The sequence below is a fragment of the Mycobacterium sp. 050128 genome (assembly GCF_036409155.1).
Classification (GTDB): domain Bacteria; phylum Actinomycetota; class Actinomycetes; order Mycobacteriales; family Mycobacteriaceae; genus Mycobacterium.
Window position 1 is genome coordinate 2,443,811 of the sequence record NZ_JAZGLW010000001.1, and the last position, 15,018, is coordinate 2,458,828.

General features: G+C 65.5%; 15 protein-coding genes and 1 pseudogene. 9 read left to right on the forward strand and 7 right to left on the reverse strand.

Going from position 1 to position 15,018, the window contains the following annotated elements; translation table 11 throughout:
* Position 1: 1 nt before the first annotated feature.
* The gene (locus tag SKC41_RS11830) at positions 2 to 1,717 is read right to left on the reverse strand and encodes an alpha-keto acid decarboxylase family protein (RefSeq protein ID WP_330977803.1); all 1,716 of its coding nucleotides are present in this window, start codon (positions 1,715 to 1,717) and stop codon (positions 2 to 4) included.
* A 64-nt stretch (positions 1,718 to 1,781) separates the two neighbouring features.
* Between SKC41_RS11830 and SKC41_RS11835 the strand changes: the two genes are divergently transcribed.
* The 4 genes from SKC41_RS11835 to SKC41_RS11850 are packed head-to-tail and all read left to right on the forward strand — an operon-like array spanning position 1,782 to position 4,356.
* Complete coding sequence (locus SKC41_RS11835; protein ID WP_330977804.1) at positions 1,782 to 2,225, forward strand: SRPBCC family protein; 444 nt, start codon at positions 1,782 to 1,784, stop codon at positions 2,223 to 2,225.
* A gap of 5 nt (positions 2,226 to 2,230) precedes the next feature.
* Positions 2,231 to 3,364, forward strand: coding sequence for a CaiB/BaiF CoA transferase family protein (locus tag SKC41_RS11840; protein WP_330977805.1), 1,134 nt, complete (start codon positions 2,231 to 2,233; stop codon positions 3,362 to 3,364).
* Positions 3,365 to 3,421: 57 nt separating this feature from the next.
* The gene (locus SKC41_RS11845) at positions 3,422 to 3,874 is read left to right on the forward strand and encodes an SRPBCC family protein (RefSeq protein ID WP_330977806.1); all 453 of its coding nucleotides are present in this window, start codon (positions 3,422 to 3,424) and stop codon (positions 3,872 to 3,874) included.
* A gap of 29 nt (positions 3,875 to 3,903) precedes the next feature.
* Complete coding sequence (locus SKC41_RS11850; RefSeq protein ID WP_330977807.1) at positions 3,904 to 4,356, forward strand: SRPBCC family protein; 453 nt, start codon at positions 3,904 to 3,906, stop codon at positions 4,354 to 4,356.
* Here SKC41_RS11850 and SKC41_RS11855 read toward each other — a convergent pair.
* Positions 4,343 to 5,515, reverse strand: coding sequence for a pyridoxal phosphate-dependent aminotransferase (locus tag SKC41_RS11855; RefSeq protein ID WP_330977808.1), 1,173 nt, complete (start codon positions 5,513 to 5,515; stop codon positions 4,343 to 4,345). The two genes, SKC41_RS11850 and SKC41_RS11855, sit on opposite strands and share 14 nt — an antisense overlap.
* A gap of 301 nt (positions 5,516 to 5,816) precedes the next feature.
* Here SKC41_RS11855 and SKC41_RS11860 point away from each other — a divergent pair, with 301 nt between their 5' ends.
* From SKC41_RS11860 to SKC41_RS11870, 3 genes are all read left to right on the forward strand, one after another.
* Positions 5,817 to 7,028: an acetyl-CoA C-acetyltransferase gene (locus SKC41_RS11860; protein WP_330977809.1), complete on the forward strand. Its 1,212-nt coding sequence runs from the start codon at positions 5,817 to 5,819 to the stop codon at positions 7,026 to 7,028.
* Between the two features lie 4 nt (positions 7,029 to 7,032).
* Positions 7,033 to 9,177 carry a 3-hydroxyacyl-CoA dehydrogenase NAD-binding domain-containing protein gene (locus tag SKC41_RS11865; RefSeq protein ID WP_330977810.1) on the forward strand — a complete coding sequence of 715 codons (2,145 nt, stop codon included), beginning with the start codon at positions 7,033 to 7,035 and terminating at the stop codon, positions 9,175 to 9,177.
* A 204-nt stretch (positions 9,178 to 9,381) separates the two neighbouring features.
* Positions 9,382 to 10,164 (forward strand): enoyl-CoA hydratase/isomerase family protein, encoded by a 783-nt coding sequence (locus SKC41_RS11870; protein WP_330977811.1) that lies wholly within the window; start codon positions 9,382 to 9,384, stop codon positions 10,162 to 10,164.
* A gap of 72 nt (positions 10,165 to 10,236) precedes the next feature.
* On the opposite strand, the pseudogene SKC41_RS11875 reads toward SKC41_RS11870, so the two are convergent.
* The 3 genes and pseudogenes from SKC41_RS11875 to SKC41_RS11885 form a co-directional block, all read right to left on the reverse strand.
* Positions 10,237 to 10,583 (reverse strand): annotated as a pseudogene (locus SKC41_RS11875) (hypothetical protein).
* 25 nt (positions 10,584 to 10,608) lie between these two features.
* Positions 10,609 to 11,466, reverse strand: a complete 858-nt coding sequence (locus tag SKC41_RS11880) for an LLM class F420-dependent oxidoreductase (protein ID WP_330977812.1) — start codon at positions 11,464 to 11,466, stop codon at positions 10,609 to 10,611.
* 52 nt (positions 11,467 to 11,518) lie between these two features.
* A complete protein-coding gene (locus SKC41_RS11885) occupies positions 11,519 to 12,727 on the reverse strand; it encodes an FAD-dependent monooxygenase (protein ID WP_330977813.1) in 1,209 nt (402 codons plus the stop codon).
* Positions 12,728 to 12,797: 70 nt separating this feature from the next.
* On the opposite strand from SKC41_RS11885, the gene SKC41_RS11890 reads away from it, so the two are divergent.
* Positions 12,798 to 13,334 carry a TetR/AcrR family transcriptional regulator gene (locus SKC41_RS11890; RefSeq protein WP_330977814.1) on the forward strand — a complete coding sequence of 179 codons (537 nt, stop codon included), beginning with the start codon at positions 12,798 to 12,800 and terminating at the stop codon, positions 13,332 to 13,334.
* 62 nt (positions 13,335 to 13,396) lie between these two features.
* Here SKC41_RS11890 and SKC41_RS11895 read toward each other — a convergent pair whose 3' ends face one another.
* On the reverse strand, positions 13,397 to 13,588 hold the full coding sequence (locus tag SKC41_RS11895; RefSeq protein ID WP_330977815.1) for a hypothetical protein: 192 nt from the start codon (positions 13,586 to 13,588) through the stop codon (positions 13,397 to 13,399).
* Positions 13,589 to 13,729: 141 nt separating this feature from the next.
* Between SKC41_RS11895 and SKC41_RS11900 the strand changes: the two genes are divergently transcribed.
* The gene (locus SKC41_RS11900) at positions 13,730 to 14,713 is read left to right on the forward strand and encodes an LLM class F420-dependent oxidoreductase (RefSeq protein ID WP_330977816.1); all 984 of its coding nucleotides are present in this window, start codon (positions 13,730 to 13,732) and stop codon (positions 14,711 to 14,713) included.
* Positions 14,714 to 14,718: 5 nt separating this feature from the next.
* On the opposite strand, the gene SKC41_RS11905 is transcribed toward SKC41_RS11900, so the two are convergent.
* Complete coding sequence (locus SKC41_RS11905; protein ID WP_330977817.1) at positions 14,719 to 15,012, reverse strand: putative quinol monooxygenase; 294 nt, start codon at positions 15,010 to 15,012, stop codon at positions 14,719 to 14,721.
* Positions 15,013 to 15,018 lie beyond the last annotated feature (6 nt).

Sequence of the window (15,018 nt, forward strand, 5' to 3'; positions counted from 1 at the left end):
TTCAGCGACGCCTGCTGCCATCCGGCGACATGGGCGCAACGAGGTCGACCAGCAGCGGCGGAATCTCCATGCGCGGCAAGACCACTTCGACGAGCACCATGCGATCCTGATGCCCCGCGGCCGCGGTCAGCGCGTCGTCGAGTTCGCCATAGTTGTGCGCGCGGAAGGCGAGGTGATCGACAACGCCCAGCGCGTTGGGAATGTCGGTCCAGCTCCAGCTGGCGATGTCGTTGTAGGGCGCCGTCTCCCCGTGGATCGCCCGTTCGACCGTGTAGCCGTCGTTGTTGACCACCACGATGACGGGCGACAGCCCTTCGCGAAAGAATGTGCCGAGTTCCTGCACGGTCAGTTGCGCGGCGCCGTCACCGATCAGCAACACCGACCGTCGGTCCGGGTGCGCGACCGCCGCGCCGAGCGCCGCGGGCAACGTGTAACCGATTGAGCCCCAAAGGGGTTGGCCGATAAACGTGACCCCCTTGGGCAGCCGGTGGTCGGCCATCCCGTAGAAGGAGGTGCCCTGATCGGCGAGCACCACGTTGCCGGGTGTGAGCGCGTTGCACAGCCGGTCCCAGACCATCTCCTGAGTCAGGGCCTGATCGCGTGCGGGCGCGTGGGCCCCGGTTGCCGACTGCCGGCCCGCTGGCAACGCGACCGGCGGTGAACTGATCCCGCGCCCTGCCACGATCTCCGCCAGCGCCCCGAGCGCGGCGCCCATTTCCATTGGCGCGAATACCTGACCCGCCACGCTGCTCTGGTACTGGCCGACGTCGATGGTCCGGGCCGAATCGATGTGCTGGCTGAAGAAGCCGCTGACCATGTCGGTGAACACCACGCCGGCGGTGACCAAGACGGGCGCGTCTTCGATCGCGGCGCGCACGTGCGGCGCGCTGGCCGCACCCGCATAGATCCCCAGGAAGTTGGGTGAGCTCTCGTCGCGCAGGCTCTTTCCCCACATCAGCGTGGCGTAGGGCACCACGTCGGCGGTCAGCAATGCCTCGAGTTCTTTGACCGCCTGCAGGCGATGCACCAGCAGGTCGGCCAGTACGGTCAACCGGTTGTCACCGATGAGTTCGCGGGCCGCGTCGACGAACATCGACAGTGCCCGAGGGCTGGTGCCGCCGGTGTAGCGGGGCAGCGGCGCAGCGGGGGGTTCGGTGGGGAAGCGTGCCACGTCGGTGGACAGCAGTATGTAGCCCGGCCGCTTCTGCTCGCGCACCTCGCTCAACACCCGGTCGATCTCCCGGCATGCCGTTGCCGGCATGAGATTGGCTTGAGCACAGGTGATTTCGCGGCTGATGCGGAAGAAGTGCTCGAAGTCGCCGTCGCCGAGCGAATGGTGCAACGCCCGTCGGGTTCCCTGGGCGTCTTTGGAGGGGCCGCCGACGATATGCACGACCGGCACATGCTCGGCGTAGCTGCCGGCGATCGCATTGGTCGCCGAGAGCTCACCCACCCCGAATGTCGTTACCACCGCGGCCATTCCGCGCAGCCGACCATAACCGTCGGCGGCGTAGCCGGCGTTCAACTCGTTGGCGTTGCCCACCCACCGAATTCTGCGATGCGCGACGATGTGATCGAGGAATTCCAGATTGTAGTCGCCGGGGACACCGAAGATCTCGGAGACGCCGAGCTCGGCGAGACGGTCCAACAGGTAGTCACCGATGGTGTACACAGAATCCGCGGGGCTGGCCGCCGCGTCAGGCGAGGTAGCAGTCACGAAGTCGACGTTACGCTGGTCGAAAGCGCTCCCGGCCGGACGCGGTTTCGCTATCGTGCGGGCCATGGCGATCAACGAAACCCGCGAAGTTGTTATCGAAGCCAGCCCCGAAGAGATCCTCGACGTCATCGCCGATCTCGACTCGGTGACCGAATGGTCGCCGCCCCACCAGAGCGTCGAAATTCTCGAGCGAGACGCCGACGGGCGCCCCGCCAAGGTCAAGATGAAAGTCAAAGCCGCAGGCATCACCGACGAGCAGGTGATCGAGTACTCGTGGGGCGACAACGAGGTGAGCTGGACGCTGATCAGCTCCGGTCAGCAGCGCTCACAAGATGCCTCCTACAAACTGACGCCGAAGGGCGACGCCACTTTGGTCAAGTTCGAGCTCAGCGTCGATCCGGTGGTGCCGCTGCCGGGCTTCGTGTTGAAGCGCGCCATCAAAGGCACCGTCGATACCGGTACCGAGGGCTTGCGCAAGCGGGTGCTGCAGGTGAAGAAGGGTAAGTAGCCGCCGTGACCGATGCGGGACCCTTGGCCGGGATCAAAGTCATCGAACTCGGCGGCATCGGACCCGGGCCGCACGCGGGCATGATGCTCGCCGACCTGGGTGCCGACGTGGTGCGGGTGCGCCGCCCCGGCGCCGTGGCGATCGCAAGCGCGGCGAAGCCGGCCGAAGCGGGTCGCCCCCGACCGACCGTGACGATGCCGGCCGAGGACCGCGACCTGTTGCACCGGGGCAAGCGGATCGTCGATCTCGACGTCAAGACACACCCGGGCGCATTGCTCGAGCTTGCCGCCAAGGCCGACGTGCTGTTGGACTGCTTCCGCCCCGGCACCTGCGAAGGACTCGGGATCGGACCCGACGACTGCGCGGCGGTCAATCCGCGGCTGATCTACGCGCGGATCACCGGCTGGGGACAGGACGGGCCGTTGGCGTCCACGGCCGGGCACGACATCAACTACCTGTCGCAGACCGGTGCGCTGTCGGCGCTGGGCTACGCCGACCGGCCGCCGATGCCGCCGCTGAACCTGGTCGCCGATTTCGGCGGCGGGTCGATGCTGGTGCTGATCGGTATCGCCGTCGCGCTGTACGAACGTGAACGGTCGGGTCGCGGGCAGATCGTCGACGCCGCGATGGTCGACGGGGTCAGCGTGCTTGCCCAAATGATGTGGACCATGAAGGCAATTGGCAGCCTGCGCGATAAGCGCGAGTCGTTTCTGCTCGACGGCGGATCGCCGTTCTATCGCTGCTATGAAACCTCCGACGGCAAGTACATGGCCGTCGGCGCGATCGAGCCGCAGTTCTTCGCGGCGTTGCTCGATGGGCTCGGTCTGTCGCCCGACGAGGTGCCGGGCCAGCTTGAAATCGGTTCGTATCAGCAGATGTACGACATCTTCGCGCAGCGCTTCGTGAGCCGGACGCGAGACGAGTGGACCCAGGTTTTCGCCGGCACCGACGCCTGTGTCACGCCTGTGCTGACGTGGAACGAGGCCGCCACCAACGAACATTTGAACGCGCGGTCGACGCTGATCACCGCCCACGGCGTCGAGCAGGCCGCGCCCGCCCCGCGTTTCTCCCGAACACCGGCGGGGCCCGTCGGACCGCCGCCGGCGGCCACCACACCGATCGACGAAATCAACTGGTAGCAAATTACTTACCCGAAGACGTTCCCAGCCTCCAACTGGATTGCTAGGTTGAGCTCAGTGGCTGTAAAGGCATCACGCGAATTCATAGTTGATGCGCCGCTCGACGTGGTCATGGGGGCGCTCGAGGATGTCAGCGTGCTGGAATCCTGGTCGCCACTGCATAAGAAGATCGAAGTGGTCGACCGTTATCCGGATGGCCGTGCGCACCACGTGAAAACCACCATCAGAATTCTCGGCCTGCGCGACAAAGAGGTGCTGGAATACCACTGGGGCCCGGACTGGGTGGTGTACGACGTCAAGGGAACGGCCCAACAACACGGCCAGCACGTCGAATACAACCTCAAACCCGAGGGCATCGACAAGACGCGGGTGCGGTTCGACATCACCGTCGAACCGGCCGGGCCCATTCCCGGATTCGTCGTTCGGCGCGCGATGGAACACGTTCTCGACGCCTCGATCAAGGGCTTGCGCGATCTGGTCGCGCGCGGCGGTCCGGATAAAGCAACGTAATTCGGTCTCCATTGCTAATTTGGTAGGCAGTGGCCATACGCGCATCGTCGGAAATTGTCATTGCGGCGCCCCCGGAAGTGATCATGGAGGCGCTGGCCGACATGGACGCCGTGCCCTCGTGGTCTCCGTTGCACAAGCGGGTCGATGTCGTCGACCGATATCCCGACGGCCTGCCGCACCACGTGCGAATGACGATCAGGGTGAGCGGCATCGCCGACACCGAAATGGTCGAATATCACTGGGGTCCCGACTGGATGGTGTGGGATGCGCAGAAGACCTCGCAGCAACACGCCCAACATGGCGAATACAACTTGGAGCGTGAGGGCGACGACAAGACCCGGGTCCGATTCAGCCTTACGATCGAGCTGAGGGCGCCGCTGCCCAGGTTCTGGGTGCGCTCGGCGGGCAACAAAATCCTCTACGCCGCGCTGGAAGGCCTGCGTAAGCGCGTGCTGGGCGACGAGGATTCTAAGCAGTCTTGAGTGCGGACAGTCGACTGATCGCCTCGTCGAGGGTGTCGTCGCGTTTGCAAAAGGTGAAGCGCACCAAGTGATTCCATAGATCGGCGTGCGGCGCGGTCGGGTCGCAGAACGCCGACATCGGAATAGCCGCCACGCCAACCTTTTCCGGTAGTGCCGCGCAGAACGTGGTGCTGTCGTCGTATCCCAGGGGCCGCGGGTCGGCGCACAGGAAGTAACTGCCGTTACTGTCGTGCACCGCGAAACCGATGTCGGCCAGGCCCGCAGCCAGCCGGTCGCGCCGGACCTGCAGCGAGCGTCGCAGGTCGTCCACCCAGGCGTCCTCGGTATCCAGCGCCAGCGCGACCGCGGGCTGAAACGGCGCCCCGCCGACGTAGCTCAGGTACTGTTTGGCCGCGCGCACCCCGGCGATGAGTTGTGCTGGGCCGCAAGCCCACCCGATCTTCCAGCCGGTGCAGTTGAACATCTTGGCCGCGCTGGAGATTGTGATGGTGCGCTGCGCCATGCCGTCGAAACCGGCCAGCGGCAAATGCCGGTGGCCGTCGAACACCAGATGTTCGTACACCTCGTCGGTGATCACCAAAAGGTCGGCCGCCACCGCGATCTCGGCGATCGCCTCCAGTTCGGTCGCGCTCAGCACGGCGCCAGTGGGGTTGTGCGGCGAGTTGACGATGAGCGCGCGGGTCGCCGGGTTCACGGCCCGCCGCAGCGCGTCGATGTCCAGCGCGAAGCCGCGGCCGTCGGAAACCAGCGGTACGGCGGCGCGGTGTGCACCGGCCATCGCGACGACCGGCGAGTAGGAGTCGTAGAAGGGCTCGATCAGCAGCACCTCGGAGCCGGGCTCGACCAGGCCGATGACTGCCGACGCGATGGCCTCGGTGGCCCCGACCGTCACCAGCACCTCGGTGTCGGGGTCGTAGTCGATGCCGAAATGCCGCTTGCGCTGTGCCGCGACGGCCTGGCGCAGCGGTGCGATGCCGATTCCCGGCGGGTACTGGTTGGCACCGGCGGCGATCGCGTCTTGCGCGGCCTTCAACATCGCAGGAGGTCCATCCTCGTCGGGAAAGCCCTGACCCAGGTTCACCGCGCCGATGCGCGCGGCCAGCGCCGACATTTCGGCGAACACCGTGGTCGCGTAGGGCCGCAATCGCGACACCGTCATGGTCGTCGAGCTTAGGCGGGCGTCCCGAGTGTGCGGCTATGGCGTTGAGTGTGCAGTCACGGCGGGCCCTCCCGGCGTGTGGGCGCCCTGGGCGCACACTCGACGCGCGGGGGCGCACGGTCGGCGCGCGGGGCGCACGGTCAGGGCGCGCGGGCGCTACGGTCGGGGCGCGCGGGCGCTACGGTCGGGGCCGGCAATCTCATGAACACTAGCGACTGCCCAACCAACAGGTTGGCCGGGAGCCCCTGTTAGGGTGCACATAGACGGACCCGAAACCCCATTTGTGAACAGGAAGTCGACCATGTCCGAAGAAGCCTTCATCTATGAGGCCATCCGCACACCCCGCGGCAAGCAACGCAACGGATCGCTCAACGAGGTAAAGCCGCTGAACCTGGTGGTGGGCCTGGTCGACGAGCTGCGCCACCGCAATCCCGACCTGGACGAGAACCTGATCAGCGACATGATCCTGGGCGTGGTGTCCCCGGTCGGTGACCAGGGCGGCGACATCGCTCGCACCGCGGTGCTGGCCGCCGGCCTGCCCGAGACCACCGGTGGCGTGCAGCTGAACCGGTTCTGCGCCTCGGGTCTTGAGGCCGTCAACACCGCCGCTCAGAAGGTGCGCTCCGGCTGGGACGACCTGGTGTTGGCCGGCGGTGTCGAGTCGATGAGCCGCGTTCCGATGGGCTCCGACGGCGGCGCCTGGGCGACCGACCCCGAGACCAACTACCGGATCGGCTTCGTGCCGCAGGGCATCGGCGCCGACCTGATCGCCACGATCGAGGGCTTTAGCCGCGAGGACGTCGACGCCTACGCGTTGCGCTCGCAGGAGAAGGCCGCCGAAGCCTGGTCGGGCGGCTACTTCGCCAAGTCGGTCGTGCCGGTGCGCGACCAGAACGGTCTGATCATCCTCGACCACGACGAGCACATGCGGCCCGACACCACGATGGAGGGCTTGGCCAAGCTGAAGACCGCGTTCGACGGCGTCGGCGAGATGGGCGGCTTCGACGATGTGGCGCTGACGAAGTACCACTATGTCGAGAAGATCAACCACGTCCACACCGGCGGCAACAGCTCCGGCATCGTCGACGGCGCCGCACTGGTGCTGGTCGGTTCCGAGGCCGCGGGCAAGTCGCAGGGCCTGACCCCGCGGGCGCGCATCGTGGCCACCGCCACCAGTGGCGCGGACCCGGTCATCATGCTCACCGGCCCGACGCCTGCCACGCGCAAGGTGCTCGACCGCGCCGGCATGACGATCGACGACATCGACCTGTTCGAGCTCAACGAGGCGTTCGCGTCGGTGGTGCTGAAGTTCCAGAAGGACCTCAACATCCCGGACGAGAAGCTGAACGTCAACGGTGGTGCCATCGCGATGGGTCACCCGCTGGGCGCTACCGGCGCCATGATCACCGGAACCATGGTCGACGAGCTCGAGCGCCGCAACGCGCGTCGCGCGCTGATCACGCTGTGCATCGGTGGCGGCATGGGTGTCGCGACCATCATCGAGAGGGTTTAAGGCCATGGCAGAGAACACCATCAAGTGGGACAAGGATGCCGACGGCATCGTCACGCTGACGCTCGACGACCCCACCGGGTCGGCCAACGTCATGAACGACGCGTACCGTGAATCCATCCATAACGCGGTGGAAAAGTCTGTCGCCGAGAAGGATTCGATCACGGGCGTCGTCATCACCAGCGCGAAGAAGACCTTCTTCGCCGGCGGTGACCTGAAGTCGATGATCAACATCGGTCCCGAGCATGCGGGCGAAGCGTTCTCGTTGGTCGAGAACAGCAAGCGTGACCTGCGCACGCTGGAAACGCTGGGCAAGCCGGTCGTCGCCGCGATCAACGGTGCGGCGCTGGGCGGCGGCCTGGAGATCACGCTGGCCTGCCACCACCGGATCATCGTCGACGTGCCGGGCGCCGTCGTCGGCTTCCCCGAGGTCACTCTGGGCCTGCTGCCGGGCGCCGGTGGCGTTGCACGCAGTGTGCGGATGTTCGGCATCCAGAACGCGTTCATGAACGTGCTGTCCCAGGGCACCCGGTTCAAGCCGGACAAGGCCAAGGAGATCGGGCTGGTCGACGAGGTTCTGCCGACCGTCGATGAGCTGGTGCCCGCCGCCAAGGCATGGATCAAGGCCAACCCCGAAGCGCACACCCAACCGTGGGATGCCAAGGGCTACAAGATGCCTGGCGGCACTCCGTCCAGCCCGGGGCTGGCCGGCATCCTGCCGTCGTTCCCGGCGCTGCTGAAGAAGCAACTCAAGGGTGCGCCGATGCCCGCCCCGCGGGCCATCCTGGACGCGGCCGTCGAGGGCGCGCAGGTGGACTTCGACACCGCCTGTCGCATCGAGAGCCGCTACTTCACCCAGCTGGTCACCGGTCAGGTCGCCAAGAACATGATCCAGGCGTTCTTCTTCGACCTGCAGCACATCAACGGTGGTGGCTCGCGACCCGATGGGATCGAGCCGGTCAAGATCAACAAGATCGGTGTGCTGGGCGCGGGCATGATGGGCGCCGGCATCGCCTACGTCTCGGCCAAGGCCGGCTACGACGTGGTGCTCAAGGACGTCAGCCTCGAGGCCGCCGAGAAGGGCAAGAACTACTCGGAAAAGCTTGAGGCCAAAGCACTCCAGCGTGGCAAGACCACCGAGGAGAAGAGCAAGGCGCTGCTCGACCGCATCACGCCGTCCGCCGACCCCGCCGACTTCAAGGGCGTCGACTTCGTGATCGAGGCCGTGTTCGAGAACCAGGACCTCAAGCACAAGGTGTTCGGTGAGATCGAGGACATCGTCGAGCCCAACGCACTGCTGGGGTCGAACACCTCGACGCTGCCGATCACCGGTCTGGCGACCGGCGTGAAGCGGCAAGAAGACTTCATCGGGATCCACTTCTTCTCGCCGGTCGACAAGATGCCACTCGTGGAAATCATCAAGGGCGAGAAGACTTCTGACGAGGCGCTGGCCCGGGTGTTCGACTACACGTTGGCGATCGGCAAGACCCCGATCGTCGTCAACGACAGCCGCGGCTTCTTCACCAGCCGCGTGATCGGCACGTTCGTGAACGAGGCGCTGGCGATGCTGGGCGAGGGTGTGGAGCCCGCCAGTGTCGAGCACGCCGGTTCGCAGGCCGGCTACCCGGCGCCGCCGCTGCAGTTGTCCGACGAACTCAACCTGGAGCTGATGCACAAGATCGCCGCGGCCAGCCGCAAGGGTGTCGAGGACGCGGGCGGCACCTATGAGCCGCACCCCGCCGAGGCGGTCGTCGAGAAGATGATCGAGCTCGGCCGGCCCAGCCGGCTCAAGGGCGCGGGCTTCTACGAGTACGAGGACGGCAAGCGCACTCGGCTGTGGCCGGGCCTGCGGGAGACGTTCAAGTCGGGCTCCTCGCAGCCGCCGCTGCAGGACATGATCGACCGGATGTTGTTCGCCGAGGCGCTGGAAACCCAGAAGTGCCTCGACGAGGGCGTGCTGACGTCGACCGCCGACGCCAACATCGGCTCGATCATGGGCATCGGGTTCCCGCCGTACACCGGTGGTAGCGCGCAGTTCATCGTCGGCTACTCCGGTGCCGGCGGTACGGGCAAGGAAGCCTTCGTGGCCCGGGCCCGCGAGCTGGCCGCCAAGTACGGCGACCGCTTCCTGCCGCCGGATTCGTTGACCTGAGCAATTAAACGTAACGGCCCCCGAGACAACGAGTTTCGGGGGCCTTTACTGTTGTGACCCTGTAGCGGGCCCTTGGCGCGAACACCGAGACGTAACCCAGGGCGACGTGATACGGCGTGTTATCGCCGTGGGTTATGTGTCGCGGCACTGGAAGAGGTGATAGCGCGTCGGGCGTCGCACAAGCGGCCGGATAGTGTGACCGTCATGACCGAATACGCGACATTGACGTTCGACAGAGCTGACGCGATCACCCGTATCGGCCTGAACCGTCCGGCGGACGCCAACGGCATGAACGACGTCATGACCCGGGAATTGGCCGACGCGGCTCGACGCTGCGATGTCGCCAACACCAAGGTGGTGGTGTTGACTGCCAATGGCCGGTTCTTCTGTGCCGGTGGGGATCTCAAGGCAATGGCGTCCTCGCCGCTTGGCCACGGCCCCTACGTCAAGGGGATCGCTGACGATCTGCACCGTGCGATCTCGACCTTTGCGCGCATGGATGCGGTGCTGATCACCGTAGTCAACGGTGTGGCCGCGGGCGCGGGATTCAGCCTCGCGATCACCGGCGATCTCGTACTCGCTGCCGAATCTGCATCGTTCACCATGGCCTACACCAAGGCTGGGTTGAGCCCCGACGGCAGCTCGTCGTACTTTCTGCCTCGGCTGATCGGAGTTCGCCGCACTCAGGAGCTGATGTTGACCAACCGGCGGTTGTCGGCCCACGAGGCTTTGCACTGGGGTCTGATCACCGAGGTTCTTCCGGACGGCGACCTCATTGCTCGTACAGATGCGCTGGCCACCGAAATGGCCGCTGGGGCAAGGGACTCCGGATCGGCAGTGAAGAAGCTGCTGTTGAGCACTTTCGGCAACGGCCTCGAAGAGCAGATGGAGATCGAGGGCAGGCTCATCGCGGCATGTGCCGCCGGCGCCGACGGCCGCGAAGGCATCGACGCATTCCTCACCAAACGCGCAGCACGGTTTCGCTAACAGGTCCGCCGCCGGTAGGTCCCACCCAGGCGACGTGCCCGTCCGGTCGGACCGACACGGAGCGAGGGGCGTTCAAGAGTTCCGCGCAAAGAGGTAGTACCGAACCGGAGTTTGCTCGCGATCCAGCTCCCGTTCGTCTCCGGCGGACAACAGCGTCCATGCGGGGGCGAATCGTCGTTCCATTTCGGCGGATTCGATGCCGCGCACGCCGAACCTGCCGCCGGGACGGAACGCGACGATCAACAGCCGTGCGTCCGGCGCAGCTACGGCACTGACCTCTCGTACGTAGGCATCGCGATCGGGGGCGTGCTCTTGGTTCCCTCGACCAAGTCCTGCAGACTTTGAGCGATCGGATGACCGTCCCACGGGGTAAAGCCGATGCGGTAAAAGACCCGAAACAGGGTGTGCTTGGTGGCCATACCCCAACGGTATGCCTAGACAGCGCTAAATCGCGGCGGCGATTCGGCGCCACTGATCGCGGGGGAAGACCTGCGGGTCGGCCAACAGCACCTGGACACAGACGTGATCGGCGCCGGCGGCACGGTGCTCGTCGACCCTGCGCAGGACGGCTGCTTCGTCTCCCCACGCGATGATCGCGTTGAACAGTCGATCGCTGACCTGTGCCACATCGTCTTCGGAGAAGCCGCTGCGCAGCAAATTGTTGGCGTAGTTGGGCAGCGCCAAATAGGAACGCAGCCAGTCGGTTCCGATACGGCGCGCTTCCTCGGCGTCCTCGGTGAGGATGACCGACTGCTCGGGTAGCAGCAACGGACCTTCGCCCAAAGTCGAACGCGCAGAAGCGGTGTGCTCGGGGGTGACCAGGTAGGGGTGAGCCCCGCGGGCCCGAGTTGCCGACAACGCCAGCATCTTCGGACCGAGCGCGGCCAGCACCCGCTTGTCGGCGGGAACGGGTTGGGGTGCGCGGTCCAGTCCGTCCAGGAACGCGGCCGTCGCGGCCAGCGGTTTGCGGTATCGACCCGGCTCACCGGCATCGATCAGCGGTGCATGGCTGACGCCGATGCCCAACAGGAAGCGGTCGCCGTGCTCGGCGGTCAGCGCCGCGAAGCTGTCCGCGACGTCGACGGGCGCATGCATCCACAGGTTCAGGATCCCGGTGGCGACGGTGCTGCGCTTGGTCGCGGCCAGTAGCCGGCCGACCGCGTCGAACACCTGCCCGCCCACGTCTGGAATCCAGAGCGCCTTGAAGCCCAGCTCGTCCAACTCTGCTGCGGCGTCGGCAGATTCGGCTGGGTCACCGTAACGCAGTTGACTGCTCCAAATCCCGACACCGGTAAGCTCCATCGCACATCGTTCCTCTCGTGGCAGGCACTTCAAGTTCGCTGTGGCCATTCTGTCAAACGTCGATTTCGGCGTATTCCTTGTACTCCATCGAGTCGTACAGCCGGGCACCGTTGGTGTTCAACTTGGCGATGGCTCTGCTGACGCCGCCGGGTAGCACCGAGATCAGCTGAGCACCGCGCGTCAGCCCCCACACTCCGGCCCGCGAGCCGGGGACGATCGTCTTGGCCGCCGCCCGCGCAAACTTGCGGCTGCGCCGCACCGCGTCGGCCATGGCCCGTTCGTAGGCCGCGAATGCACGCGTGTAATCGCCCTTGGCTGCTGCCAATTCGCCCGCCAGCACGTAAGCACCCAGTACCGCGATACTGGTGCTGCCGCCGACCGCCGGTCCGGGGCAGTACCCGGCGTCACCCACCAGGGCGACCCGCCCGCGCGACCAGGTGTCCAACTCCAGCTGGATGATCGAGTCGAAGTAGAACGTCGGCGCACGGTCCAGCTCCGCGAGCCAACCGTCCACCGCCGCATCCATCCCGGCGAATGTGATTTGCAATAACTCCTTCTGCCGCATCACATCTCGGTAGTGATATTGCAGCTCTTGCTTGCTGCGGAACATGAACAACGCGCGAGCGTCGTCGAGCGGCTGCGCGGTGTAGATCCCTGCCATTCGGCCCGCACCCATGTGCACGGCCATTTCCCCTTCGCGGGCAAGCGATTTCGGAACCGATTCCACCGCCAGGTAGCCGCCCAGAAACCGGGTGCGACCGGCGTCCTCGCCGAAGACCAAGCGGCGCACGTTGGAGTGCAGACCATCTGCGCCGATGATGATGTCGAATGTGCGCGGCGCATTGTGCTCGAAAGTGACCTCACCATCGGGCGAGATCGACGTGATCGAATCTCCGAAGAGGTACTCGACGTCGCCGCAACCGGCGCGGTAATACGCCTCGCTGAGGTCGTCGCGCATGATCTCGACGTGCCGGTCGGAAGACGCCCCGAAGATCTTCGTGAGATCGACGTGCGCCGGCCGCTCGACGCCCTCGCGATACATGGTCATCGCGGTCGTCCCGGTGGCCAGCGCCTCGATCTGCGGCAGCACGCCCATCTTTGCCGAGATTTCCATGGCAGGCCGGAACAGGTCGACGGCATGGCCGCCGGTTTTGCGCAATTCGGGCGCGCGCTCGACGATCGTGACATCGAAGCCGCGGCGGGCAAGCCAGTACGCCAATACGGGGCCCGAGATGCTCGCCCCCGAGATCAGAATCCGCATGTCGACTCCCTCGCAGTTAGGTGACCCTAAGATATCACTTACTAAGCGGTAAGTCAGCTAAAATTTCCGGGTGACGAGACCACGATCCGATACCCGTCAGCGCATCCAAGAGGTCGCCCGGGAGCTGTTCCTTCAGCAGGGCGTGCAGCGGACCAGCTTGCAGGACATCGCGGACAGGCTGGGGATCACCAAACCCGCGCTGTACTACCACTTCACCTCGCGTGAAGAACTGGTGCGCAGCATCGTGATGCCGTTGATCGAAGACGGCGAGCGGTTCGTGGCCGAGCAGGAAACCCGGCGCGACATCGACGTGCGCGAATTGCTGGAGGGCTATTTCGATTTCCACTACCGGCACCGTCAGTACATCGTGCTGGTGCTCACGGAATTGACGATGCTGGCCGATCTCGGCCTCATCGACAAGGTGCTGGCGTGGCGTGATCGTTTGGGCAAGAAGGTATTTGGGTCCCGGCCGACGCTCGCGCAGTCCACCCGCGCGGTGGTCGCATTCGGTGGACTGCAAGACTGCTGCCTACAGTTTCCCGACACCGGGTATGAGGCGTTGCGTGCGACTTCGGTCGACGCAGCACTCGCCGCGCTGGGCGGGTAAGCAAAGGGGCCGAATCCGGCGAATTGCCAAATCTTCTGGCGGCCCGTGGCCTAACGGCGTCGCTATGCCGTGCTTTGATCCTGGGCGTTCTGCTGGAAGATGTCGCCGGACGTCTGGCCGTTGTCGTTCACGAAGTTTTCGTCGCCGTCGTCGACGGTGACGATGCGGGCGCCGACCGGCGCGGCGGCCACGGTTGCCGACCCGCCGCTGAGCAGTGCGAGTGCCGCGAAGGCGGCCGCCCCGGTCAGTGTCACTTGTATCGCCTTGTTTGCCATGCATTCATTTAGCGCTGTCTTGCCAGGCACACGCTGGGCCGCTGATATCGATCTGCTGTGAGCGAACGGGGCATCCCAGCCCATTCCGGCTCGCCCCGACGAGAGCTAGAGTCCCTAACCATGCGCTTTGGTTTCTTCATTCCGCAGGGCTGGCGGATGGATCTGGTAGGCATCGACCCGGCGAAACACTGGGCGGTGATGCGGGACTTGGCGTCCTACGCCGACGCCGGCGCCTGGGACTCGGTGTGGGTCTACGACCACTTCCACACCGTCCCGATGCCGAGCGCCGAAGCGACGCACGAGGCCTGGTCGTTGATGTCGGCCTACGCCGCGACCACGTCACGCGTCAAGCTCGGCCAAATGTGTACGGCGATGAGCTACCGCAATCCGGTCTACCTCGCCAAGGTGGCGGCAACCGCCGACATCATCTCCGGCGGTCGCATCCAGATGGGTATCGGCGGCGGCTGGTACGAACACGAGTGGCGCGCTTACGGTTACGGGTTCCCGTCGGCCGGCGTGCGATTGGGCCGGCTTGACGAAGGCGTGCAGATCATGCGGGACGCGTGGCGCGACGGCAAAGTCAGCTTCGACGGCAAGCACTACCAGGTCGACGGTGCGATCGTCGAGCCGAAGCCGTTGCAGGACAACGGCATTCCGCTATGGATCGCCGGTGGGGGCGAGAAGGTGACGCTGCGCATCGCGGCACAGTACGCGCAGTACACCAACTTCACGCCGGAGCCCGAGGCGTTTGCCCACAAGTCGGAGGTGCTCGCCGGACATTGCCGCGACGTGGGCACCGACTTCGACGCGATCGTGCGTTCGGCCAACTTCACCGCCATCGTCGGCACGTCCGAGTCCGAGGTCAAAGACCGCCAGCAGCGGGTGCGCGACCGGCTGGTCGACTATGTGCCTGAGTCCCTGGCGGATTCGATGACCAGTAGCCTTCCCGACTCAGCGATGGGCACCACGGAACAGGTGATCGAGCGTCTGACCAAGGTCCGCGACCTCGGCTGCGAATACGCGATCGTCTACTTCCCCGAGGCCGCCTACGACCGCTCCGGCATCGAATTGTTCGAGCGCGAAATCATTCCCGCCCTGAGCTAGCGCGCTCAGACATCCGTGGTCGTGTACCTCGTCTTGACCGGAGGCGCGGCCAGCAGCGGCGGCAGCTGGGTCACCTTGCCTTCGCCGGCGCGAAACGCGCGGTAGGCCTCGTCGTGCTCGACGGACTCCCACTCTTCATAGATGATCCAGTGCGCTTCGTCGTCCTCATCGACCCAGACGTCGGTACGGAGATTTCCCTCGAATGCCCGAGTGGTTTCCAGCGTCCGGCCCATCAGTTCACGCCCTGCACCGACCTCTTCGGGCTTGAACTTCAGTTCCAGTAGCACGATGACCGTCACAGTCGT

What these genes read in the sequence shown, in the direction of transcription:
- SKC41_RS11835 (WP_330977804.1), top strand. Translation starts at nt 1,782, where the DNA reads ATGGCGATCAACGAAACCCGCGAAGTTGTTATCGAAGCCAGCCCCGAA.
- SKC41_RS11855 (WP_330977808.1), bottom strand. Translation starts at nt 5,515, where the DNA reads ATGACGGTGTCGCGATTGCGGCCCTACGCGACCACGGTGTTCGCCGAA.
- SKC41_RS11860 (WP_330977809.1), top strand. Translation starts at nt 5,817, where the DNA reads ATGTCCGAAGAAGCCTTCATCTATGAGGCCATCCGCACACCCCGCGGC.
- SKC41_RS11865 (WP_330977810.1), top strand. Translation starts at nt 7,033, where the DNA reads ATGGCAGAGAACACCATCAAGTGGGACAAGGATGCCGACGGCATCGTC.
- SKC41_RS11870 (WP_330977811.1), top strand. Translation starts at nt 9,382, where the DNA reads ATGACCGAATACGCGACATTGACGTTCGACAGAGCTGACGCGATCACC.
- SKC41_RS11880 (WP_330977812.1), bottom strand. Translation starts at nt 11,466, where the DNA reads ATGGAGCTTACCGGTGTCGGGATTTGGAGCAGTCAACTGCGTTACGGT.
- SKC41_RS11885 (WP_330977813.1), bottom strand. Translation starts at nt 12,727, where the DNA reads ATGCGGATTCTGATCTCGGGGGCGAGCATCTCGGGCCCCGTATTGGCG.
- SKC41_RS11900 (WP_330977816.1), top strand. Translation starts at nt 13,730, where the DNA reads ATGCGCTTTGGTTTCTTCATTCCGCAGGGCTGGCGGATGGATCTGGTA.